Genomic DNA, 22,533 nt, shown 5'->3' with positions numbered 1-22,533 from the left:
CCGCGGCCTCACGACAGCTCTTGGCCCTGAGCGCACCCCGCCCAGCCCCGCGCCGCCGCCCTTCAACGATGTCCAAATATCCCGGGGGGCCGCAGGCGGGGGCGGAGCCCCCTCCCCGCTCAACTCGGCGGGCGCAGGAATTTCGCTTGCGACACGGCGCGCTCGGGCGCGGGGGTCGGCGCGAACCGCTCGGCGTTGAGAACCGGAGCCGCCTCCTCAGAGACCTCCCCCGCCCCGCCCAAGAGCGGCGCCGCCCCGGCGCCCGCCGCGGCCAGCGTCTCGAGCGGGCGCGCGCCCATCGCCGCCCCCCCAAGCCCCGCAAGCCCGCGCGCAAGGTCGCGCTGCGCCTGCGCGGGCGTGTCGATCACATAAACCCCGACCCCCGCCAGAAAGACGGTCACGAAACTCAACAGAAATCGGATCACGAACATCGGCCCCTCCGGCGCCGGCTTGCGCGGCTTTCACCAAGACTGGCCGAACAATCGGGCCGGATTTTGGCCCCGCGGGGGTGATTTGGCGCCCCCCAAACGCAAACCGCGCCCCGAGGGGCGCGGCGCGATCTTCCCGATGGGGGAGAGATTATTCTTCGTCGCCGGCGGCCGCGCCGACTTCGTCGAAGAGCTCGGCGATCTCGAACTCGGCTTCCGCTTCCGCTTCGGCGGCGAGTTGCTGGATCGACTTGCCCGAGGCTTGCAGCTCGGCTTCTTCAGCCGAACGCGCCACGTTCAGAACGACGGTGACGTCGACTTCCGGGTGCAGGACGACATGAACTTCGTGCAGGCCGAGGTCCTTGATCGGAGCCTTGAGCGCGACTTGTTTCTTGTCGACGGTGAAGCCCGCGGCGGTGGCGGCATCGGCGGCGTCACGGGGCGTGACCGAGCCGTAGAGCGCGCCGGCGTCCGAGGCCGAACGAATCACCACGAAAACCGAACCGGCGAGTTTCTCGGCCAGCGCTTCGGCTTCTTTCTTGGTCTCGAGGTTGCGGGCCTCGAGCTGAGCCTTGCGAGCTTCGAAGCTCTTGATGTTGGCGTCCGAGGCGCGCAGCGCCTTGCCTTGCGGCAGCAGGAAGTTGCGGGCGTAACCGTCCTTGACGGAGACGACCTCGCCCATCTGGCCAAGCTTGGCCACACGTTCCAGAAGGATCACTTGCATGGTCGCTCTCCTTACTTCACGGCGTAGGGAAGCAGGGCGAGGAAGCGCGCGCGTTTGATCGCACGGGCCAGCTCACGCTGTTTCTTGGCCGAGACGGCGGTGATGCGAGCCGGCACGATCTTGCCGCGCTCGGAGATGTAGCGCTGCAGCAGACGCACATCTTTGTAGTCGATTTTCGGCGCGTTCTCGCCCGAGAACGGGCAGACCTTGCGACGACGGAAAAACGGTTTGTTCGCCATGGGTTAGCTCCTCTCGATCAACGGCGCTCGCGGCGCTCGCCGCGCTCGGGGCGGCCTTCGCGCTCGTCGCGTTTCTGCATCTGAACCGAGGCGCCGTCCTCGTGGGCGTCGACCTTGACGGTCAGAACGCGCATGACGTCGTCATGCAGGCGCGCCAGACGCTCCATCTCCTGCACGGCGGCCGAGGGGGCATCCGTTTTCAGGAAGGCGTAGTGGCCCTTGCGGTTCTTGTTGATCTTGTAGGCCATGGTCTTCACACCCCAGTATTCCGAGGCAACGACCTTGCCGCCATTGTCGGCGAGCACGGTCGAGAAGTGTTCCACGAGGCCTTCGGCCTGCGCGTTGGACAGGTCCTGACGCGCGATGAGGACATGCTCGTAAAGCGGCATGCGATCTCCTGTCATGTTCGGGCGGCTTCATAGGTGGGCTTGATCTTCCGCGCCCCACCACGAGAGGCTCCGCCGGTTCTACTGATCTGCGGAAGTCCGCGCGTTATAGGCGATGGGCCGCGCGATGCAAGGGAAATCGGCTCAACGCCGCCCCGCGAGAACGATCCCCGCGAGGATCGCGCCAAAGCCCACCGCGTGATAGAGATGCAGCTCCTCGCCGAGGAAAATCGTCGAGAGCACCGCGCCATAGACCGGCAGAAGGTGGATGAACTGCCCCGCCCGCGCCGGGCCCGCGAGCGCCACCGCCCGCATGTAAAGGAGCGTCGCGAGAACCGAAGGCACGATGCCCACATAGATCATCGCCGCGATCCCCGCGGGCGAAAAGCTCGGCACCCGGCCGGAGTGCACCTCGAGCGCCAGAAACGGCGCCAGGATCACCAGCGTCACCGCCGTCTGCACCGTCAACAGCCCGAGCCGGTTGACGCTCGCCGGGATCCGCGTGAGCCCGAGCGTGTAGATCGCCCAGCACACCATCGCGACGAAAATCACCAGATCGCCGCGCGAAAACTCGAGCGCGATGAGCCGCGCCCATTGGCCATGCAAGATGATGACAGCAACGCCAAGCGTCGAGACCGCAAGCCCGAGCACCTGCATCAGATGCAACCCGCGGCCCAGAAACACCGCGCCGATCAACAAGATCAGGACCGGGATCGTCGAGTTGAGCAACATCCCGTTCGTCGCGGTGGTGTATTGCAAGCCGAGATAGACCAGCGTGTTGAAGGCCGTGACCCCGAAGACGCCAACCCCCGCAACGAAAAGCCAATGCGCCCGGTAATAATCGGCATCACGGCGCAGATATTTCCACGCGAAGGGCAGAAGGCACAAAAGCGCAATCCCCCAGCGCACCGAGGCCAGTGCGATCGGCGGCACCTCGCCACGCGCCGCACGCGCCACGATGAAATTGCCCGCCCAGAACAAGGGCGGCAAGGCCAGCGCCGCCCAAACCTGCGCCTTGCTTACCGATCCGGCTTCCTCGCCCATCCGCGCCCCCTGCTTGCCGCCCGGTTCTGGGCCATTTCGCCGCGCGGCGCAAGGTGGTGGGGGCGCAGGGGGCGCCGCCCCCTCTGGCCTGCGGCCATTCACCCCCGGGATATTTGCAGCAAGATGAAAGGCTCCGGTTTCATCTTGCCAAAAATATCCCGGGGGCCCGGAACGGGCGGGGGCAGCGCCCCCTCCGCGCTCAGCCAATGCGCCCGAGCAGCTTCGCCATCGCCCGGATCAGCTTGAGCTTGCCCCCGGAATAGGGCGGCATGAAATTGCCCAAGGGCGCGAACCGGTTCTCGAGCACGGGCTTTTCATGGCTGAAGGCGCGGAAGCCCCAGATCCCATGCGCGGCGCCGAGGCCGGAATTTCCGATACCGCCGAAGGGCAGGTTCAGATGCAGGTAATGGGCGAGGGTGACATTGATACCGACCGCGCCCGAGCTCGTCTCGGCGCAGACCCGCTCGATGAAAGTGCGCTCTTTTTCAAAGACATAAAGCGCGAGCGGCTTTGGCCCGGCATTGATCCGCTCGAGCACCTCCTCGAGCCGGTCATAGCCGATCACCGGCAGGATCGGGCCGAAGAGCTCTGTTTGTTCGACGCCCATCTCGGCGCTGGTGCGGGTCAGGATCGTGGGGGCGAGGTAGCGCGCCTGCGCGTCGGCCGTGCCGCCGACGGCGACCTCGGCGCCCTTGAGCCGCGCCTCATCGACGAGCCCGGCGAGGCGCGCGAAATGCCGCGCGTTGATGATCCGCGCGAAACTGCCGCTCGCTTTCGGCTCGGCGCCATACATGCGGGTGATCTCGGCGCGCAGCGCGGCGATCAGCGCCCCCTCCTGCGCGCGCGGCACGAAGACATGATCGGGCGCGATACAGGTCTGGCCGGCATTGGCGAATTTACCCCAGGCGATCATCCGCGCCGCGCGGGCGAGATCCGCCCCCGGCCCGATCACCACCGGCGATTTGCCGCCAAGTTCGAGCGTGACCGAGGCCAGGGTCTTGGCCGCCGCCGCCATCACCACGCGCCCCACCTCGGGCGAGCCGGTGAAGAAGATATGGTCAAACGGCAGCGCCAGCAGCGCGCTCGCCGTCTCGACCCCGCCCTGCTCGACCGCGACGAGATCAGCCGGCAGATCCGCCACGATCCGCGCCACCACCCCCGCCGTCGCAGGCGCGAGCTCGGAGGGTTTGATCACCGCCGCACAGCCCGCCGCCAGCGCCGAGACGAGCGGCCCGAGCGCGAGGCTGAGCGGGTAGTTCCAGGGCGCGATGATCAGCGCGGTGCCCTTCGGCTCGGGGCGGATGCGCGCCCGCGTGCCGAGCATCGCCAAGGTCGGGCGCACCCGGCGCACCCGCATCCAGCCGCGCAAGTGCCTGAGAGTATGGGATATTTCCGACTGGATCGGCAAGATCTCGGTGAGCCGGGTCTCGGCCTCGGGCTTGCCGAGATCGGCCTTCAGCGCGGCGAGGATCGCGCTTTCATGGGCGCCGATCGCCGCGCGCAGCGCTTCGAGCGCCGCACGGCGCTCTTTCAGCCCAAAACTGCGCCGACGCGCGATCGCCCCCGCCGCGAGCCGCTCGAACGCCGCGCTCATACCGCCACCACGACCTGACGCTGGCTCCCCAGCCCCTCGATCCCAAGCGTCACGACATCGCCCGCGCGCAGGAACCGCGGCGGTTTTTGCCCCATGCCCACCCCCGGCGGCGTGCCGGTGGTGATGATGTCGCCGGGCTCGAGGGTCATGAACTGGCTCAGATATTCCACAAGGAAAGCAACGCCATAGACCATGGTCGCGGTGCTGCCGCGCTGTTGCGGCGCGCCGTTCACATCGAGCCAGAGGGGGAGCGCCTGCGGGTCGGGGACCTCATCGGCGGTCACCAGCCACGGCCCGAGCGGGGCGAAACTGTCGTGGCTCTTGCCCTTCACCCATTGCCCGGCGCGCTCGGCCTGAAAGGCGCGCTCGGAGATGTCGTTGCACACCATATAGCCCGCGACATGGGCCAGCCCCTGCCCCGGCGCGACATATTTCGCCCGCGAGCCGATGACGAAGGCGAGCTCCACCTCCCAGTCGAGCTTTTCCGAGCCGCGCGGCAGCTCGGTCGGGTCATCGGGGCCGCAAATCGCGGTGGTGGCCTTCATGAACACGACCGGCTCGGGCGGCACCTGCATCCCCGCCTCGGCGGCGTGATCGGCGTAGTTGAGCCCGATCGCGATCAGCTTGCCGACCTGCGAAACCGGCGCGCCGATCCGCGCGCCCTCGGGCACAGCCGGCAGCGCGCCCGCGTCAAGCGCGGCGAGCCGCGCGAGCCCCTCGGGGCCAAGCTCCGCCCCCGTCAGCGCCCCGATCACCCCCCCAGATCGCGCAGCGAACCATCGCCCGCGACCATCCCGGGCCGCTCGGCGCCCCGCTCACCCCATTGAAAAAGCTTCATCTTTCCCTCCCGTCGCGGCGCTCGCCGCGGTTTCCTCCACCAGTGCGGCAAGCCGCGCCGCCGCGCCCCGCCGCCCCTCCTCGAGCGCGCCAAGCGCGCGCCCAAGCGCCGCGATCTGCCCCGGCCCCGCCACCCGCAGATCGGGCACCGGGATCTCCAACAAATCCCGCGGCTCGAGTTTGAGCAAGCCCCGCGCATAGATCCGCGCCTGCGCCCGCATCAGCCCCTGCACCGGCTCGGCGTTCAGAGCGGCCACCAGCGCGCGCGCGAAGGCCCGCCCCTCGATGCGCGGAAAGATGCCGTGAAACGCGGTCAACTGCCAGACTTCCGCGGCGTTCAGGATGAAACGCATCTGGTCGCGGCCGAAGGTCGTGGCCCAGATCGGCGCGCGGTAGAGCCGCTCGGGCGCATACCAGGGGTGGCGGTTGCGGGTCAAAAACCGCTGATCGAGGCCGAGGGCGGCGCCTTCGGCGACATAGGCGGCCTCGGCGGGCGAGAGCGGGCGGCGGGGCGCGAAGAACCGCGTGGGCCGGCCGGCCCCCTCGAGGGCCTTGAATTTTTCGCGTGTGAAAACAAGGCCATCGGCATCGCCGGCCTTGGCGATGCAGGGCAGGCATTGGCTCGGGCGCAGGCCGCGCCGGGCGGCCTCGGCCTCGGTCAGGTGGAAAAAGCCGTTCGCGCCGGTGGCGATGCCGCGCCGGGTGGTGGCGAGCGCGCCAAGCGCCACGAAACCGGGCGGCAGCGCCGCGCTGTGAGGCGCCGCCGCGGCGCCGAGCAGCGGCGCCCATTTCGCCGCCGCCGCGAGGCGCTCGGGCGCGATCTCGCGCACCGCCACCGCGGCCGGATCGGCGCCCGCGGCCACGAAGCGCGCCCGGATCGGGCGCGCCAGCGCGCCCCCGCGCGGCGCCTCGAGGAGCACCACCGACGCGGTGGTCAGCGTCGCGCCAAACACCGGGCGATGCGCGCAATAGGTGATGATTTCCCTGAGATATCCGCCGCTTACGAGCCAATCCTTGAGCGGCGCCGAGCTATTGGCATTGCCCCATTCCGCCGGCAGCAAGATCGCCGCCCGCCCCCCGGCGCGAGCCGCATGAGCGCCTCGAAAACGAAGAGCTGATAAACATTGGTCAGCCCCGAGAGCGGCCGGCCGATCCGCGCGGCGGTGGCGCCGACCTGCGCGCGCAGCTCGGTCCCCGCGCCGGGGCGCAAAAACGGCGGGTTGGCGATCACCGCCTCGAAGCGGGTCTCGGGCGCGGTGAAAAAGCTCGCCACCCGCAGATCGAGCGCCCCCTCGCCCCCCCAGGCCGCGCGCCCGGCGGCGGCGATCTGCGGGTCGATCTCATAGCCCGTCACCGCCACGCCCGGCACAAGCGCCGCCACCGCGCGCGCCAGAACCCCGGTGCCGAAGGCCGGATCGAGCAGCGTCGCGGGGCGCGCGCCCGCCACCCAATCGGCCATCAGCGCGGCGCAATCGGGCGGCGTGAACACCTGCGCAAAGCGGCGCCGATGGGCCTTCGGCGCGCGGGCGAGATAGGCGGCCTCGGGGCTGTCCGGCGCGTCAAAGGTCATCGCGCCGCCCCGCTCGCAAGCTCGATGAGCTCGGTCGTCATCTGCTCCTGACGGGCGCGCTGCCAGCCCGCGCGCAGATCGGCCGCGATGCGCTTGATATTGGCCTGCGCCCCGGCCATCGCCTCGGCCCGGGCGGCGTTTTCGCTCGCAAAGCCGAGCATCAGCGCCTCGCAAAGCGCGGAAAACACATATTCTTCAATGAGATCGGCGATGAGTTCAGGGAGCGGCAGGCTCAGGAGCGGCCCCGGCCCCCGCGCGGGCGGAAAGCGCGAGGGCTCGAGCGGCCAGAGGCTCGGGGTGAGGAGCGCAGGCCCCGCGCCCCCCGCGCCCGGGTCGATGTAAACCAGCCGCACCCGCAGCCCCGGGCGCGCGGCGAGCGCCTCGAACAGCGCATCGGCGAGGCGGCTGGCGAGCTCGGGCACCTGGGCGGCATGGGTGGCCATCTCGGCCTGCCAGAGCGGCGCGCGGATCTCGGCGAGCGCCGCGCAGCTGCGCGAGCCGAGCACGATCAGATCGGCGCCCGCCGCCGCCTCGGCGCGCGCGGCCTCGGCCAGCCGGTCGGCATGGGAGCCGCAAAAGCCCTGCGCGGCGCCGATCAGGATCGAGAGCCGCCCCTGCGCCGCGCCCGCCTCCGGCCAGACCCCGCCCGCGCCGAGCGCGGTCGAAAGCGCCGCGCCCAGGCTCGCGCCATGGGCGCGCACCGCCGCAAGATGGCCGCGCGCCTCGCGCTGATGCGCAGCCGCGAGCGCGCGCAACGCGCCCACGATCGCGGCGATCTGCTGGACATTGGCGAGATGGGCCTTGATGTCGTCGGGGCGGGCGGCGGCGTCGCTCATGGCGCGGGCGCGCCCAGCCGCGCGATCACGCCGCGCATCGTCTCGAGAAGCGCCGCGCGGGTGGGCGCATCGAGCCGGTCGGGCGCGGCGGCGAAGGCGGAGAGCGCGGGCTCGGCCGCCAGCGCCGGCCCCGCCGCGCGGCGCAGATCGGCGATTTGTTCCACCGGCAGCGCATCGAGCAGCCCCTCGCCAAGCGCCACCAGAAGCCCGATCTGCGCCAGCGTCGAGACCGGCTCGAAGCGCGGCTGGCTGAGCAGCGCCGAGATCCGTTCGCCCCGCGCAAGCCGCGCCTTCATCGCCCCGTCGGCAAACCCGCCAAAGCGCGAAAACATCTTCATTTCAAGATATTGCGCGTAATCGAGCCGGATCCCGCCGGAGGCTTTGCGCAAGCCCCCCGCCTGCGCCTTGCCGCCCACCCGGCTCACCGAGAGGCCAATATCGACCGCCGGGCGCTGGTTGGCGGCAAAGAGCGCGGCCGAGGTCACGATCTGGCCATCGGCGATCGAGATCAGGTTGGTGGGGATATAGGCCGAGAGGTTGCCCGCCTCGATCTCGGCGATCGGCAGCGCGGTGAGCGAGCCGCCCCCCCGCGCCGCGGAGAGTTTCGCCGAGCGTTCGAGAAGCCGGGCATGGAGGTAGAAAATATCGCCCGGATAGGCCTCGCGCCCGGGCGGCTGGCGCGCGAGCAGCGCCAGCTCGCGGTGCACGGCGGCGTGTTTGGTCAGGTCGTCATAGACGATCAGCGCATGCCCGCCCCGGTCGCGCAGCCATTCGGCGACCGACGTCGCGGCAAAGGGCGCGAGCCAGCGCAGCCCCGGCTCGGCCGCGGCGGGCGCCACGACGAAGATCGTGCGGGCGAGATCGCCCTTCTCGCGCACCGCCTCGATGACCCGGGCGACGGCGGTGGCGCGCTGGCCGATCGAGACGTAAACGCTTATGATATCAGTGTTTTTCTGGTTGATGATGGCATCGACCGCGAGCGCCGTCTTGCCCGTGCCACGCTCGCCGATGATCAGCTCGCGCTGGCCGCGCCCGACCGCGAAGAGCGCGTCGATGACCAGAACCCCGGTCGCGACCGGCTCGGTGACGTAATCGCGCTCGATGATCTCGGGCGCGGGGCGCTCGGCCTCGAGCCGCTCGGTGGCCTTGACCGGCCCGAGCCCGTCGAGCGGGCGGCCGAGCGGGTCGATGACGCGGCCAAGGAGCCCCTCGCCCACCGGCACCGAGAGAAGCGCGCCGGTGCGCGTCACGCTTTGCCCCGCCTCGGCGCCCTCCATCGGGTCGAGAAAGGCCACCTGAATGAGGTCTTCGGCGAGGCTGAGAACGAAGCCCTGCGCGCCGGTCGCGAAGGTGACGATTTCATTGAGCGCCGCGCCCGGCAGGCCCGATACATGGGCGAGCCCGTCGGCAAGCTCCTCGATGCGGCCGGTCTCCTCGGCTTGCGGGCCAAGCGCGGCGGTGTCGATCCGGGCGTGGAGGGCGTCAAGCCCGGGGAGCGTCGGCATGGCGGAGCGCCTTTGCGATCTGGTCGAGGTCATGGGCGAGGGAATTGTGCACGACGCCCGCGCCCGAGCGCAGCTCCAGCCCGGCCAGAAGCGCGGGATCGAGGGTCAGGGGCGTGTCGGGCGGCAGATCGGGGAGTGCGGCGCGCGCGGCGGCGAGATCCTTGCGCCCCGGCGCGCGGGCCGCGACGAGGGTGAGGCCGGGGGCGGCGAGAAGGCTCGCGCGCGCCTCGGGCGCCATCGCGGCGAGCGCGGGGGCAAGGCGCGCGGCATAGGCGGCGGCGGTAGCGGGCTGGGGCTGGGCGGCGAGCGCGCGCGCCGCGATCGCCGTGGCGAGGTCGCGGGTTTCCTCGACCAGCCCCGCCTCGGCCGCGGCGCGGGTCTCGGCGGCGGCGGCGCGGGCTGCGGCGGCGATCTGTTGCGCCTCGGCCTCGGCGGCGGCTTTGAGGCGGGCGCGCTCGGCCTCGGCCTCGGTCTGGGCGCGCGCGATCAGCTCGGCGCGGGCGGCGCGGGTGGCTTCGGCCTCGGCGGCCGCGGCCTCGGTCGCGGCCTCGGCGGCGGCGCGGGCGCTCTCGGCGCCCTTGAGCGCGGCCTCGGTCTCGGCCTGGCGGCGCGCGATGATCTCCACCACCGGGCGGAACAGGAAATGTTTCAAAATCGCGAGCAAAACCAGCACGTTGACCAGTTGCAGCGCGAAGGTGGTGAGATCAAAGCCCATCGCGGCGCCTTACAGGAAGGGGTTGGCGAACAAGAGCAAAAGCGCGATGACGAGGCAGTAGATCGCCATCGTCTCGATCATCGCGAGGCCGACGAAGAGGGTGCGCGAGACGGTGCCCGCGGCATCGGGCTGGCGCGCGATCGCATCCATCGCCGCGGCCACCGCGCGGCCCTCGCCAAGCGCCGGGCCGATCGCGCCGAAGGAGACGGCCATCGCCGCCGAGAACACGCTCACCAGTTTGATCCAATCGACTGCGGTCATCGGGGTTTCTCCGTTTTCTGTTTGCTATCATGCGGTTGCGGGGCGCCTTCCTCGATGGCCGAGCCGATGAAGACGAGCGCGAGGATGGCGAAGATATAGGCCTGCACGGCGCCGGTCAGCAGATCGAGCGCCATCAGCGGGATCGGCACCAGAAGCCCCGCGAGCGAGAGCAGGATCGAGATCACGAAGACCCCGCTCATCACATTGCCAAAGAGCCGCACCATCAGCGAGAACGCGCGGGTGATCTGCTCGACGAGGTTGATCGGGATCATCACCCAGGTCGGGTTGGCAAAGCCGCGCAGATAGCCCCAGAGGCCGTTGGCGCGCACCCCCGCCGCGACGGTCGCGACGAAGACGATCAGCGCGAGTGCGGCGTCGGTCTCGAGATGGGCGGTGGGCGGTTCGAGCCCGGGGATCAGCGAGATCCAGTTCGCGGTGAGGATGAAGATCATCAGCGTGCCGATCAGCCCGCGCAGCCGCCCCGGGTCGCCCGCGACGACGGAGGTGATCTGCGCGTCGAGCGTGGTGATGATGAGCTCGAGCACCGATTGCGCGCGCGAGGGGGCAAGCGCGAGGCGCCGCGTGATCGCCCAGGAGCCCAGGCCAAGCGCGGCGAGGATGCCCCAGGTGGTCGCGACCGGGGTCGAGATCGCGAGCGGGCCGAGGTGGAAGGCGATCGGCAGATCGAGCGGGTTGGTGCTCATGGCGCGGCCCCCTTGCGCGCGCCGCGCATCACGAGCGCGCGGCCAAGGAACACGCCCCCGGCGGCGGCGAGAAGCGTGAGCGCGCCGCCCTTGGCGCAGAGGAAGAGAAAGAGCCCGAGCGCGATGAGGCGCAGCGCCTGCCACAAGATCACCCGCCGCTCGCCCGCGGCGAGGCGCGCGGCGATCGTCTCGAGCGCGCGAAAATGCGCCCAGCCCGCCGCCGTTCCGGCGAAAAGGGCCGCGAGAGCAAGGGCATAGGGGGCGAGATCACTCATTGCCCATGCATCCATCGAAAGGCGAGCCAGAGCCCGAGCCCCGCGCCGAGCATCAGCCCCGCGGCGGAAAAGGTGATGCCGGTGCCCGCGAGGCCATCGCAAAAGCGCCCGGCAAAGAGCCCCGCGAGCGTCGGTCCGACGATCACCCAGCCGAGCACGCCGATCTGGCCGAGGCGGCGGGCGAGCGAGGGCTCGGGGTCGGCGCGGCCCGCTTCGGCGCGCGCGCGCGCCGCCGCCGCGGCGCGTTCAAGGCTTTGATCTGGCTTGCGATTTTCGCTCATCGGAAGGCCTCCGCCAGCGGGTCGGGCCCGCCCGAGGCCGACAGATGACGCATCAGCGCCCGGATCGCCCGGCCATGGAGCGCGATCTCGGCGCCGCGCGCCACGCGCGCGGCATCGCGCCGCGCGGCCTCGGCCCGGGCCACCTCGGCCTCGAGCGCGGCGAGATCCTCGCCGAGCACCGCCGCGCGGCAGGCGACCTCGACCCGCGTGCCGCCCGTGACCCGCACCACCCCGCCGCGCAGCGCCGCAAAGCGCCACGGCGCGCCCGCCGCACGCCAGCTCAGCACGCTCGACCCGACCACCGTCAGGAACTCCGCATGGCCCGGCCAGATCCCGAAGCCGCCCGAGGCATCGGCGCCGCGCACCGCGGCGAGCCCCTCGGCCTCGAGCACCAGATCCATCGGCGTCGTGATGCGCAGCGCGAGCGTCATGGCGCCGCCCCCGAGCCGCGCCGGGCCTGCTCCTTGGCGCGCGCCTCGGCCAGATCGCCGACCATATAGAGCGAGCCCTCGTCCCAATCGTCACATTCGCCCGCCAGGATCGCCGCCGCCCCCGCCACCGTCTGCGCCACCGGCACCGAGCGCCCGGGCAGGCCGTTATAGGCCTCGGCGACGAAGAAGGGCTGGGTCAGGAAGCGGCTCATCTTGCGCGCGCGCCCGACCAGAAGGCGCTCCTCGCGGCCGAGCTCCTCGACGCCCAGAAGCGTGATCACATCGCGCAGCTCGCGGTAATGTTCGATCAGCGCGCGCAGATCGGCCGCGACGCGGACATGGTCGGCGCCCACGACATTGGGGTCGAGCAGCACCGAGGTGGTGGCGATCGGGTCGACGGCGGGGTAGATGCCTTCGGCCGCCAGATCGCGCGAGAGCATCACCGTGCTGTCGACATGGGCCGAGATCGCGGCGACGGCGGGGTCGGTGAAATCATCGGCGGGCACATAGACGGCCTCGATCGCGGTGACCGCCGCGCGGCCCACCGAGGCGATGCGCTCTTGCAGGCTCGCGACCTCGGTCTCGAGCGTCGGCTGGTAGCCCACGCGCGAGGGCATCCGCCCCAAGAGCCCCGAGACCTCCGCGCCCGCCTGCACGAAGCGGAAGACATTATCCATCAGGAGCAAGACGTTACGCCCCTCGACATCGCGGAAATGCTCGGCCATGGCGAGCGCGGTCAGCGGCACACGCCAGCGCGCGCCGGGGGGTTCGTTCATCTGGCCATAGACGAGGACGGTCTGCGGCAGCACCCCCGAGGCGGTCATGTCGCCGAGCATCTCATGGCCCTCGCGCGAGCGCTCGCCGACGCCGGCAAAGACCGAGATCCCGTCATAGCCCGAGACCATCGCGTGAATGAGCTCCATCACGAGGACCGTCTTGCCGACGCCGGCGCCGCCGAAAAGCGCCGATTTGCCGCCCTGGCCCAAGGGCGCGAGCAGGTCGAGCACCTTGATGCCGGTCGAGAAGACCTCGGTGCGGGCGTGTTGGGCCGAGAGCTGCGGCGCGGGCTGCAAGATCGCGCGGCGCGGCGTATCGGCGGGCAAGGGCGGGCCCGCGTCGCCCACCGCGCCCAGCACGTTGAGCAGCCGCCCCAGCACCGCGCCGCCCACCGGCACCTCGATCGGCCGCCCGGTCAGCGCGACGGCGGCGCCGCGTTTGAGCCCCTGCGTCGGCTCGAGCGCGATCGCGCGGGCGCGGGTCGGGTCGAGATGGGCCTGGATCTCGGCATGAACGGGCCCCGCGGGCCCCGCGATCACCGCCGCGGTGCCGATTTCGGGCAGCGCCGCGCCGGGCGCGAGGGCGAGATCGAGGACCGGGCCGCGCACCGCACTCAGCCGCGCCTCTGAGAGCCCTTCGGGCGCCATCGGATCAGCCATCGCGCGCCTCCGCTTCGCTTGTCACGGCGTCAGACTAGACCCGGGGGGCGCGCCCGTGCAAGGCGCAAACCCCGGGCGCGCCGTCACTTTTTCGCGCCCGCCCCGCCCGCCGCGCGCGCGAGAAGCGCGAGGCAAACCTTGAGCGCGGCCGCCATATCCTGCACGCAGACCCATTCGAGCGGCCCGTGGATCTCTTGCATGCCGGTGAAGAGATTGGGGCACGGCACGCCCATCTCGGTCAGCCGCGAGCCATCGGTGCCGCCGCGGATCGGCACGGAGATCGGCGTGATCCCCTCCTCCGCGCAGGCCGCGCGGGCGAGCTCGACGGGGGTCATGTCCTGCTCGAGCCAATAGCGCATGTTGCGATATTGCGGGAAGATCTCGCAAGCGATGCGCGCGCGCGGCTCGGTGGCGGCGAGCGCGGCGCACAGGCCGCGCAGCATCTCGCCGCGCCGCGCGAGCCCCTCGAGCTCGAAATCGCGCAAGATGATCGAGAGCTCGGCCTCGGCGGCGGTGCCGGTGAGCGCGTAGATATGCCAAAACCCCTCGCGCCCCTCGGTGACCTCGGGGGTGTCGGTCGCCTGCGGCAGCGCCGAGATCAGCCGCGCGGCGAGGTGCAGCGCATTGACCATCTTGCCCTTGGCGGTGCCGGTATGGGTCGAGACGCCGGTGATCTTCACCTTGGCGCCATCGGCCGAGAAGCTCTCATATTCGATCTCGCCAAGGCAGGCGCCATCGAGCGTATAGGCGAAATCGACGCCGAGATCGGCGGGCAGACGCGGATCGACCCCGCGGCCGATCTCCTCGTCGCAGGTGAAGGCGAGCGTCAGATCGGGGCGCGGCAGATCGGGGGCGGCGGCCAGGGTCGCGGCAAGCTCCATCGCGATCGCGACGCCGGCCTTGTCATCGGCGCCCAGAAGCGTCGCGCCCGAGGCGGTGATCAGATCGAGGCCGATTTTCTCGTTCAGATACGGGGCGTTAGTCGGCGAGAGCACGAGATCCGGGGCATCGGGGTAGCGGATCTCGCCTCCCGGATAGGCGCGGATCACCCGCGGCTTCACCCCCGTCGCGTTATAGGCGGGCGCGGTATCCATATGCGCCAAAAGCGCGATCTTCGGCCCGGGCGCCGTGCCCGGGATCTTCGCGATCACCGCGCCATAGTCGGTGATCCGCGCCGCATGGCCCATCGCCTCGAGCTCGGCCAGCAGCATCCGCGCCAGATCGAGCTGGATCGCGCTCGAAGGCTGGCTCGCGGAGGTCTCGCAAGCCTGCGTATCCACCGCCGCATAACGGCAAAGGCGCGCCTCGAGCGCGGCATCATATTGGGTTCGTTCGGTCATTTCGCCCTCCGGGTTGGCCCGATCAGGCCCCCGGAGGCGCGACTGTCAACCGCCCTCAGGCGTCTTTTTCGACCCAGAGCCCCTCGGCCTTGACCCGCTCATAGGCCTCGTCGAGCGATTTCGTCGCCCGCGCGATCAGCTCGTCGATCTCGGCCTTGGTGATGACGAGGGGCGGCGAGATGATCATCCGGTCGCCGACATGGCGCATCACCAGGTTGTTGGCAAAGCAGCGCTCGCGGGTGATATAGCCGACCGTGCCCTCCTTGGCGGCAAATTTCGCGCGCTTGTCCTTGTTCGGCGTCAGCGCGATCGAGGCCATCATGCCGACGATCTTCGCCTCGCCGACCATCGGATGGGCGGCAAGCGCCTCCCATTTCGCCTTCAGGTAAGGCCCGGTGACCTCGCGCACGGTCTCGATCACCTTCTCATCCTCGAGGATGCGCAGGTTCTCGAGCGCGACGGCGGCCGCCACCGGATGGCCCGAATAGGTATAGCCATGGGCGAATTCATCGGCGCCGTTGATCACCGCGGCCACCTCATCGGAGACGATCGAGGCGCCCATCGGGATATAGCCCGAGGTCAGCCCCTTCGCGACGGTCATGATATCGGGGGTGATGCCGAGCGTCTGGCAGCCAAACCAGTTGCCGGTGCGGCCAAAGCCACAGATCACCTCGTCGGCGATCAGCAGGATGCCGTATTTCTTCACGATCCGCTGGATCTCGGGCCAGTAGGTCTCGGGCGCGATGATCACGCCGCCCGCGCCCTGGATCGGCTCGCCGATGAAGGCCGCGACCTTCTCGGGCCCGATCTCGAGGATCTTCGCCTCGAGCTCCTGCGCGCGGGCGAGGCCGAACGCCTCGGGGCTCATATCGCCGCCCTCGCTCCACCAGTCGGGCTGGTCGATATGGACGATATCGGGGATCGGCAGGCCGCCCTGTTTATGCATCCCCTTCATGCCGCCGAGGCTCGCCGCGCCCATCGTCGAGCCGTGGTAGCCGTTCCAGCGCGAGATGATCACCTTGCGCTCGGGCTCGCCCTTGGCCGACCAGTATTGGCGCACCATGCGGATGTTGGTGTCGTTCGAATCCGAGCCCGAGCCGTTGAAGAAGACATGGTTGAGATCGCCGGGGGCGAGCTCGGCGAGCTTCTTGGCGAGCTGGATCGCGGGGATATGGGTGGTCTGGAAGAAGGTGTTGTAGAAGGGCAGTTGCTTGATCTGGCGCGCGGCGACCTCGGCCAGCTCCTCGCGGCCATAGCCCACGTTCACACACCAAAGCCCCGCCATCCCGTCGAGGATCTCGCAGCCCTCGGAATCGGTCAGCCACACGCCCGAGGCGCGGGTGATGACGCGCGCGCCCTTCTTGGCCAGCGCATTGCCGTCGGTGAACGGGTGCATGTGGTGGGCGGCGTCGAGCGCCTGAAGCTCAGCGGTGGGCAGGTGGTTGTCGATCATGGCTCATCTCTCGGAAAGGGCGCCCCCCTCGGGGGCCGGGCCGCGATTCGCCGCAAGGGGCGCGCGGGATGGATTCAGAATATGATCAAAAGTTAGGCCGTCAAGGGGATTTGATCATATTAAGGCGGCGGCGCAGAGTCGCGCCCCGCCGCCCCTGCCCCCGCGTCAGCCCTCGCCGCGCCCCTCCAGAACCGCGCGGATATTCTCCAGCCCCTGCACGATATCGAGGCGAATGGCCTGCGCCACCGCCTCGCCATCGCCCGCCCGCAGCCCCGCGAGCGCCTCGACATGCATGTCGGGCAGGTTCTGGGTGCCGAAGCGGCCGCACATCACCCGCAGGCTCGGCGCCGAGCGCAGCCACAGCGCCTGCACGAGCGGCAGAACCACCTCCGAGCCCGCCGCGCCGTAAAGCGCCATATGGAAGCGGTAGTTTTGCAACAGATACCCCTTCACATCGCCCCGGGCGATCGCGGCGTTGAGCGCCTCATCAATGGTGCGCAGCGCATATATCTGATCTGGCTTGATTTTTCGCGTCGCGCGGCGGGCGAGCTCGGGCTCGAGCGCGCAGCGCGCGAAGGTCAGCTCGTCGATCTGCGCGAGGCTGAGCTCGGGCACCGAGACCCGGCGGTTGCCCTGAAACTGCAACGCCCCCTCCGAGATCAGCCGCCGGATCGCCTCGCGCACCGGCGTCATGCCCGCGCCCAGAAGCTCGACCAGCCCCTGGATCGTCACCGCCTGCCCCGGCGCGAAATCGCCGCCGAGGATCATCTGGCGCAGGCCCTGATAGACCGATTCATGGGCAGGCTGTTTCTGCAGCTCGACGTTCACCGCTCGATTACTCCTTGACGTTCGCGCGCGGATGGCCTTGGCTTAACCCTATTGCGGGGGGCAACTTCGGCGTTGCGCCATCGCGCGTGTTTTGATCAAATAAAGAAAACAACAACCCGAACCGAAAACCAATAGGGAAATCTGTCATGAAACACCTCTGGCTTCCTCTCGCTGCCTTGACCCTCGCGGGGGGCTCGGCGCTCGCAGAGGACGTTCGCGTCTACAACTGGTCGGACTATATCGACGAAGCGCTGCTCAAGCAGTTCGAGGACGAGACCGGCATCAACCTGATCTATGACGTTTTCGACAGCAACGAAGTGCTGGAAACGAAGCTGCTGGCGGGCTCGTCGGGCTATGACGTGGTGGTGCCGACCGGCTCCTTCCTCGAGCGCCAGATCCAGGCCGGCGTGTTCCGCAAGCTCGATTACGACAAGATGCCCAATTCCGCGAACCTGTGGGATCTGATCAAGGACCGCACCGCACAATATGACCCGGGCAACCAATATTCGATCAACTACATGTGGGGCACCACCGGCATCGGCGCCAACATGCCCAAGATCAAGGAAGTGCTCGGCGATGACGCGCCGGTCAATTCGCTCGAGCTGGTCTTCAACCCGAAATATATGGAAAAGCTCTCGAAATGCGGCGTGATGTTCCTCGACGCGCCGACCGAGATCATCCCGGCCGCGCTGAAATACATCGGCGAGGACCCGAATTCGAAAGACCCCGACGTGATCGCCAAGACCGAGCCGGTGCTGATGGCGATCCAGCCCTATGTCTCGAAGTTCAACAGCTCGGAATATATCAACGCGCTGGCGAACGGCGAGATCTGCATGGCGTTTGGCTGGTCGGGCGATATTCTGCAGGCGCGTGACCGCGCGGCCGAGGCCAACAACGGCGTCGAGATCGAATATCATGCGCCCAAGGAAGGCGCGCTGATGTGGTTCGACCAGATGGCGATCCCGGCCGATGCGCCGAACCCGGAAGGCGCGATGAAGTTCCTCAACTTCATCATGGATGCCAAGAACATGGCCGCCGCCTCGAACTACGTCTATTACGCCAACGGCAACAAGGCGAGCCAGGAGTTCCTCAACGAGGACGTGATCGGCGATCCGGCGATCTACCCCGATGAGGAGACGCTGAAGAACCTCTACACGGTCACGGCCTATGATCCCAAGCTCAACCGCACCGTGACGCGCCTGTGGACGAAAGTGAAATCGGGCACCTGATCGGGGCCCGCGCCGCGCCCGAGGCTCCGGCCCGGGCGCGGTTTTCCTTTGTGATCTCCTCCCCAACGCCGTAGCCAGTCGAGGGCCCCAATGGCCGAAACCAATCCGCAGAAAGTCTTTGCGCCGTGGGAAGACCCCACCGCCGTGCCGCTGATCCGCTTCGAGGGGGTGACGAAGAAATTCGGCACCTTCACCGCGATCGACAATCTCAACCTGAAGATCTACCGCGGCGAGTTTTTCGCGCTGCTGGGGCCCTCGGGCTGCGGCAAGACCACCTTGATGCGGATGCTCGCGGGCTTCGAGACGCCCACCGAGGGGGCGATCTGGCTCGATGGCCAGAATGTCGCGCCGATCCCGCCCAACAAGCGCCCCGTCAACATGATGTTCCAAAGCTACGCGCTCTTCCCGCATCTGAGCGTGTGGGAGAATATCGCCTTCGGGCTGAAGCGCTCGGACATGCCCAAGGAGCAGATCGGCGAGCGCGTGCAGGAGATGCTGCGGCTCACCCGGCTCGAGCAATTCGCCAAGCGCAAGCCCCATCAGATCTCGGGCGGTCAGCGCCAGCGGGTGGCGCTCGCGCGCTCGCTCGCCAAGGCGCCGAAGCTTCTGTTGCTCGACGAGCCCTTGGGCGCGCTCGACAAGAAGCTGCGTCAGGAGACGCAGTTCGAGCTGATGGATATTCAGGAAAAGACCGGCACCACCTTCGTGATCGTGACCCACGATCAGGAAGAGGCGATGACGGTGGCCACGCGGGTGGCGGTGATGGATCACGGCAAGCTGATCCAGGTGGCCACGCCCGCCGGCATCTACGAGACCCCGAATTCGGTCTATGTCGCGGATTTCATTGGCGAAGTGAATATCTTCGAGGGCGCTGCGCGGCGCATCTCCGAGGAGATGGTCGAGATCGATTATGCCGAGGGCAAGGCGCCCCTGCGCGCGGTCACCGCCGAGGCGCTCGCGCCCGGGCAGAAGGTGTTCCTCGCGGTGCGCCCCGAGAAGATCCTCGTCTCGCATGAGCCGCCCCATGAGCGCGCCAACGAGGTGAAGGGCAAGATCGTCGACATCGCCTATCTGGGCAATATCTCGACCTACCGGGTGCGGCTCGAAACCGGGCAGATGGTCTCGGCGCAGATGACCAACGCCAAGCGGCTGGCGCGGCGCGATTTCACCTGGGAGGACGAGGTCTGGCTGAGCTGGACCGAGACGGCCGGCGTCGTATTGACGAGGTAAGCCATGAATTTCCGTCGCTTTTCGCTGATCTCGGTGCCCTATCTGTGGCTCCTGATCTTCTTTCTCGTGCCGTTCCTGATCGTCTTGAAGATCGCGCTCTCCGATACGGCGATCGCGATCCCGCCCTATGAGCCGGTCTTCGACCCGGCGGCGGGCTGGGCGGGGCTGAAGGCGTTCTTCTCGGGGCTCGATTTCGAGAATTTCACCTTCCTGACCGAGGATGATCTCTACTGGAAGGCCTATCTCGGCTCGCTCAAGATCGCCACGATCTCGACGGTTCTGACGCTGATCGTCGGCTATCCGATCGCCTATGCGATGGCGCAGGCGGCGGACGAATGGCGCCCGACGCTGATGATGCTCGTCATCTTGCCGTTCTGGACCTCGTTCCTGATCCGCGTCTATTCCTGGGTCGGCATCATCGGCAACGAGGGGCTTTTGAACCATATGCTGATGGCCAGCGGGCTGATCTCGACGCCGCTGCAGATCATGAACACGCCGACGGCCGTCTATCTCGGTATCGTCTATACCTACCTGCCGTTCATGATCTTGCCGATCTACTCCGCGCTCGAGAAGATGGATACCTCGCTGACCGAGGCGGCGGTGGATCTGGGCTGCTCGCGCGGGCAGGCCTTCTGGCTCGTGACGCTGCCGCTCTCGCGGCCGGGCATGGTGGCGGGGTGCTTTCTCGTCTTCATCCCGGCGCTCGGCGAATTCGTGATCCCCTCGCTTCTGGGCGGCTCGCAGACGCTGATGATCGGCAAGGTGCTGTGGGAGGAATTCTTCTCCAACCGCGATTGGCCGGTGGCTTCGGCGGTGGCGGTGGTGCTGCTCGCGATCCTCGTGATCCCGATCATCCTCTTCCAGCGCAACCAGCAAAAACAAGAGGAGGCCGGCCGATGAACCGCAAGCTGAGCTGGTTCAACGTCACCTCGCTGACGCTGGGCTTTGCCTTTCTCTACCTGCCGATGGTGATCTTGATCTTCTACAGCTTCAACGCCTCGAAGCTGGTCACGGTCTGGGCGGGGTTCTCGACGCGCTGGTATGTGGCGCTCTTCCACGACCAGCAATTCCTCGATGCGGCCTGGGTGACGCTCAGGGTCGGCGTCATGTCCTCGACGCTTGCGACCGTGCTCGGCACGATGGCGGCCTATGTTCTGGTGCGCGGCGGCCGCTTCACCGGGCGGACGGTGTTTTCGGGGATGATCTATGCGCCGCTCGTCATGCCCGAGGTGATCACGGGCCTGTCGCTGCTGCTCCTCTTCATCGCGATCGGCATCGACCGGGGCATCTTCACCATCGTGCTCGCCCATACCACCTTCGCGATGTGCTATGTCTCGGTGGTGGTCAGCTCGCGGCTGATGACCTTCGACCGATCGCTCGAGGAGGCGGCGCTCGACCTCGGCTGTTCGGCCTTCGACGCGTTCCGCTCGGTGACGCTGCCGATCATCTTCCCGGCGGTGATCTCGGGCTGGCTTCTGGCCTTCACCCTCTCGCTCGATGATCTGGTGATCGCCTCCTTCGCCTCGGGGCCCTCCTCGACCACCCTGCCGATCAAGATCTTCTCGGCGGTGCGGCTCGGCGTGAACCCGGAGATCAACGCGCTCTCGACGATCATGATCTCGATCGTGACGGTGGGCGTGATCACCACCTCGCTGATCTCGAAAAACGCGATCCGCCGCCAGCGCGAGGAAGAACAGGCCGCGGCGAGCCAATAAGCTCTGGCGGGGCCCGCGGGCCCTGCCCTCCCCCCCTGCTCCGGCGCCTGTCATGCTCAAACGTCTCTATGAACCGGCGGCCTATTCCGCCGCCTCGCTTTCGGGCTGCTTCTGGGCCGAGACCCTGCCCGATGGCCGCGATTACGCGCCGCTTTCGGGCGCGGCGCGGGCCGAGTTCGCGGTGATCGGCGCGGGCTTTGCCGGGCTCTCGGCGGCGCTGCGGCTGGCTGAGGCCGGCGCCGATGTCGCGGTGCTCGATCTGCATGCGCCGGGCTGGGGCGCCTCGGGGCGCAACGGCGGCTTTTGCTGCATCGGCGGCGCGAAAGCCTCGGGCGCGACGATCGCGCGCCGCCATGGCGCGGGTGAGCTCGCCGCCCATCGCGCCGCCGAAAAAGCCGCGATCGCCCTCGTCGAAGAGCTCGCCGAGCGCTACGCCATTGATCTTCAACGCCATTCGGATGGCGAGGTGCAGCTCGCCCATAGCCCGCGCGCCTATGCGGCCTTGCGCGAAGAGGCGCCCGAGATGGCGCGCGCCTATGGGGTCGCGGCGCAGCTCATCGCGCCCGAAGAGCTCGCCACCCAAGGCCTTGCCGGGCGCGGCTTTCATGGCGGGCTGCATCTGGGGCTCGGCTTCGGGCTCAACCCGCGCGCGCTCGCGCTCGGGCTTGCCCATGGGGCGCAGGATCTGGGCGTGCGCATCCACGCCAATTCCCCCGCCGAGGCGATCACGCCCGCGCCCGAGGGCTACCGCATCGCCACGCCGGGCGGCACGCTCACCGCGCGCCACCTCCTGATCGCGACGAACGGCTATTCGGCCGAGAACCTGCCCGGCTGGATGCGCGCGCGCTTCTTGCCGGTGCAAAGCTCGGTGATCGTGACCCGCCCGCTGACCGAGGACGAGATCGCCGAACAGGGCTGGAGCTCGGATCTCATGGCCTATGACACTCGGAATTTGCTGCATTATTTCCGCCTGATGCCGGATCGGCGGATGCTCTTCGGGATGCGCGGCGGGGTGCGCTGGACGCCCCGCGCCCATGCCGAGATCCACCGCGCGATCCGCGCCGATTTCGAGGCGATGTTCCCGGCCTGGGGCGGGGTCGAGACACCCTATTTCTGGTCGGGGCTGGCCAATCTCGCGCGCAACCTCACCCCCTTCGTGGGCGCGGTGCCGGGCATGGCGCGCGCCTATGCGGCCTTCGCCTGGCATGGCAACGGCGTTGCGATGGGCACGTTTGGCGGGCGCGCGATGGCCGATCTGGCGCTTGGCCGCGCCCCGGCGATCCCGCGCTTTTACCAGGCCGAGCCGAAGCGCTTTGAGCTCGGGCCCGCGCGGCGCCTCGCGCTGAGCCTGGCCTATCCTTACTTCAAAGTGATCGACGCGCTGTAACAGAAGGGTTGCACTTTTGCTGCGCTGCGGCATGCTGAGGGGGAGTTTTGCCTGCCTCAGCCCGAGGGCCGCGCGTGGCCGTCAT

25 protein-coding genes and 1 pseudogene are annotated in these 22,533 nt (G+C 68.7%); 5 read left to right on the top strand and 21 right to left on the bottom strand.

What is annotated here, in order from left to right:
- Positions 1-119: 119 nt before the first annotated feature.
- From LPB142_RS07855 to LPB142_RS07755, 21 genes and pseudogenes are all read right to left on the bottom strand, one after another.
- Complete coding sequence (locus tag LPB142_RS07855) at positions 120-431, bottom strand: hypothetical protein (protein ID WP_068765178.1); 312 nt, start codon at positions 429-431, stop codon at positions 120-122.
- Between the two features lie 148 nt (positions 432-579).
- Positions 580-1,152 (bottom strand): 50S ribosomal protein L9, encoded by a 573-nt coding sequence (gene rplI / locus LPB142_RS07850; protein WP_068765177.1) that lies wholly within the window; start codon positions 1,150-1,152, stop codon positions 580-582.
- A gap of 11 nt (positions 1,153-1,163) precedes the next feature.
- Positions 1,164-1,391, bottom strand: a complete 228-nt coding sequence (gene rpsR / locus LPB142_RS07845; protein WP_068765176.1) for a 30S ribosomal protein S18 — start codon at positions 1,389-1,391, stop codon at positions 1,164-1,166.
- Between the two features lie 17 nt (positions 1,392-1,408).
- Entirely contained in the window at positions 1,409-1,780 is a 372-nt protein-coding gene (gene rpsF / locus LPB142_RS07840; protein ID WP_068765175.1) for a 30S ribosomal protein S6, read from the bottom strand.
- A gap of 141 nt (positions 1,781-1,921) precedes the next feature.
- Positions 1,922-2,821, bottom strand: a complete 900-nt coding sequence (locus tag LPB142_RS07835) for a DMT family transporter (RefSeq protein ID WP_068765174.1) — start codon at positions 2,819-2,821, stop codon at positions 1,922-1,924.
- Between the two features lie 199 nt (positions 2,822-3,020).
- A complete protein-coding gene (locus LPB142_RS07830) occupies positions 3,021-4,415 on the bottom strand; it encodes an aldehyde dehydrogenase family protein (protein ID WP_071166038.1) in 1,395 nt (464 codons plus the stop codon).
- A pseudogene (locus LPB142_RS07825) lies at positions 4,412-5,253 on the bottom strand (fumarylacetoacetate hydrolase family protein). The gene LPB142_RS07830 and the pseudogene LPB142_RS07825 overlap by 4 nt, the downstream one beginning before the upstream one ends.
- Positions 5,231-6,313, bottom strand: a complete 1,083-nt coding sequence (locus LPB142_RS07820; RefSeq protein ID WP_156894344.1) for a hypothetical protein — start codon at positions 6,311-6,313, stop codon at positions 5,231-5,233. Before LPB142_RS07820 ends, LPB142_RS07825 begins: the two are co-directional and overlap by 23 nt.
- A complete protein-coding gene (locus LPB142_RS07815) occupies positions 6,253-6,822 on the bottom strand; it encodes a methyltransferase (RefSeq protein WP_071166036.1) in 570 nt (189 codons plus the stop codon). Before LPB142_RS07815 ends, LPB142_RS07820 begins: the two co-directional genes overlap by 61 nt.
- Positions 6,819-7,658 carry a F0F1 ATP synthase subunit gamma gene (locus LPB142_RS07810; RefSeq protein WP_071166035.1) on the bottom strand — a complete coding sequence of 280 codons (840 nt, stop codon included), beginning with the start codon at positions 7,656-7,658 and terminating at the stop codon, positions 6,819-6,821. Before LPB142_RS07810 ends, LPB142_RS07815 begins: the two co-directional genes overlap by 4 nt.
- Complete coding sequence (locus LPB142_RS07805) at positions 7,655-9,163, bottom strand: F0F1 ATP synthase subunit alpha (RefSeq protein ID WP_068765169.1); 1,509 nt, start codon at positions 9,161-9,163, stop codon at positions 7,655-7,657. The genes LPB142_RS07810 and LPB142_RS07805 overlap by 4 nt, the downstream gene beginning before the upstream one ends.
- On the bottom strand, positions 9,141-9,878 hold the full coding sequence (locus tag LPB142_RS07800; RefSeq protein WP_071166034.1) for a F0F1 ATP synthase subunit B family protein: 738 nt from the start codon (positions 9,876-9,878) through the stop codon (positions 9,141-9,143). The genes LPB142_RS07805 and LPB142_RS07800 overlap by 23 nt, the downstream gene beginning before the upstream one ends.
- 9 nt (positions 9,879-9,887) lie before the next feature.
- A complete protein-coding gene (locus LPB142_RS07795) occupies positions 9,888-10,139 on the bottom strand; it encodes a F0F1 ATP synthase subunit C (RefSeq protein ID WP_068765167.1) in 252 nt (83 codons plus the stop codon).
- Positions 10,136-10,843, bottom strand: a complete 708-nt coding sequence (locus LPB142_RS07790) for a F0F1 ATP synthase subunit A (protein WP_071166033.1) — start codon at positions 10,841-10,843, stop codon at positions 10,136-10,138. Before LPB142_RS07790 ends, LPB142_RS07795 begins: the two co-directional genes overlap by 4 nt.
- Entirely contained in the window at positions 10,840-11,118 is a 279-nt protein-coding gene (locus tag LPB142_RS07785) for an N-ATPase subunit AtpR (RefSeq protein WP_071166032.1), read from the bottom strand. Before LPB142_RS07785 ends, LPB142_RS07790 begins: the two co-directional genes overlap by 4 nt.
- On the bottom strand, positions 11,115-11,399 hold the full coding sequence (locus LPB142_RS07780; protein WP_071166031.1) for an AtpZ/AtpI family protein: 285 nt from the start codon (positions 11,397-11,399) through the stop codon (positions 11,115-11,117). Before LPB142_RS07780 ends, LPB142_RS07785 begins: the two co-directional genes overlap by 4 nt.
- Positions 11,396-11,830: a F0F1 ATP synthase subunit epsilon gene (locus LPB142_RS07775; protein WP_071166030.1), complete on the bottom strand. Its 435-nt coding sequence runs from the start codon at positions 11,828-11,830 to the stop codon at positions 11,396-11,398. Before LPB142_RS07775 ends, LPB142_RS07780 begins: the two co-directional genes overlap by 4 nt.
- Positions 11,827-13,266, bottom strand: coding sequence for a F0F1 ATP synthase subunit beta (gene atpD, locus LPB142_RS07770; RefSeq protein WP_198037877.1), 1,440 nt, complete (start codon positions 13,264-13,266; stop codon positions 11,827-11,829). The genes LPB142_RS07775 and atpD overlap by 4 nt, the downstream gene beginning before the upstream one ends.
- An 83-nt stretch (positions 13,267-13,349) precedes the next feature.
- Entirely contained in the window at positions 13,350-14,606 is a 1,257-nt protein-coding gene (gene pepT / locus LPB142_RS07765; RefSeq protein ID WP_071166028.1) for a peptidase T, read from the bottom strand.
- A 55-nt stretch (positions 14,607-14,661) separates the two neighbouring features.
- The gene (locus LPB142_RS07760) at positions 14,662-16,059 is read right to left on the bottom strand and encodes an aspartate aminotransferase family protein (RefSeq protein ID WP_071166027.1); all 1,398 of its coding nucleotides are present in this window, start codon (positions 16,057-16,059) and stop codon (positions 14,662-14,664) included.
- 165 nt (positions 16,060-16,224) lie between these two features.
- On the bottom strand, positions 16,225-16,887 hold the full coding sequence (locus LPB142_RS07755) for a GntR family transcriptional regulator (RefSeq protein ID WP_068765159.1): 663 nt from the start codon (positions 16,885-16,887) through the stop codon (positions 16,225-16,227).
- Between the two features lie 146 nt (positions 16,888-17,033).
- Between LPB142_RS07755 and LPB142_RS07750 the strand changes: the two genes are divergently transcribed.
- The 5 genes from LPB142_RS07750 to LPB142_RS07730 all read left to right on the top strand — a co-directional run bounded on the left by LPB142_RS07750 (position 17,034) and on the right by LPB142_RS07730 (position 22,448).
- Entirely contained in the window at positions 17,034-18,116 is a 1,083-nt protein-coding gene (locus tag LPB142_RS07750; protein ID WP_071166026.1) for a polyamine ABC transporter substrate-binding protein, read from the top strand.
- A gap of 90 nt (positions 18,117-18,206) precedes the next feature.
- Entirely contained in the window at positions 18,207-19,346 is a 1,140-nt protein-coding gene (locus tag LPB142_RS07745; RefSeq protein ID WP_068765157.1) for an ABC transporter ATP-binding protein, read from the top strand.
- Positions 19,347-19,349: 3 nt separating this feature from the next.
- Positions 19,350-20,246 (top strand): ABC transporter permease subunit, encoded by an 897-nt coding sequence (locus LPB142_RS07740; RefSeq protein ID WP_071166025.1) that lies wholly within the window; start codon positions 19,350-19,352, stop codon positions 20,244-20,246.
- Entirely contained in the window at positions 20,243-21,061 is an 819-nt protein-coding gene (locus tag LPB142_RS07735) for an ABC transporter permease subunit (RefSeq protein ID WP_068765155.1), read from the top strand. The genes LPB142_RS07740 and LPB142_RS07735 overlap by 4 nt, the downstream gene beginning before the upstream one ends.
- A gap of 52 nt (positions 21,062-21,113) precedes the next feature.
- Positions 21,114-22,448, top strand: a complete 1,335-nt coding sequence (locus tag LPB142_RS07730) for an NAD(P)/FAD-dependent oxidoreductase (RefSeq protein WP_071166024.1) — start codon at positions 21,114-21,116, stop codon at positions 22,446-22,448.
- The last annotated feature ends 85 nt before the right edge of the window (positions 22,449-22,533 follow it).

The sequence above is a fragment of the Rhodobacter xanthinilyticus genome (assembly GCF_001856665.1).
GTDB lineage: Bacteria > Pseudomonadota > Alphaproteobacteria > Rhodobacterales > Rhodobacteraceae > Rhodobacter > Rhodobacter xanthinilyticus.
The sequence above is the reverse complement of the archived record's forward strand: the minus strand, read 5'-3'. Positions and strand labels throughout refer to the sequence as shown.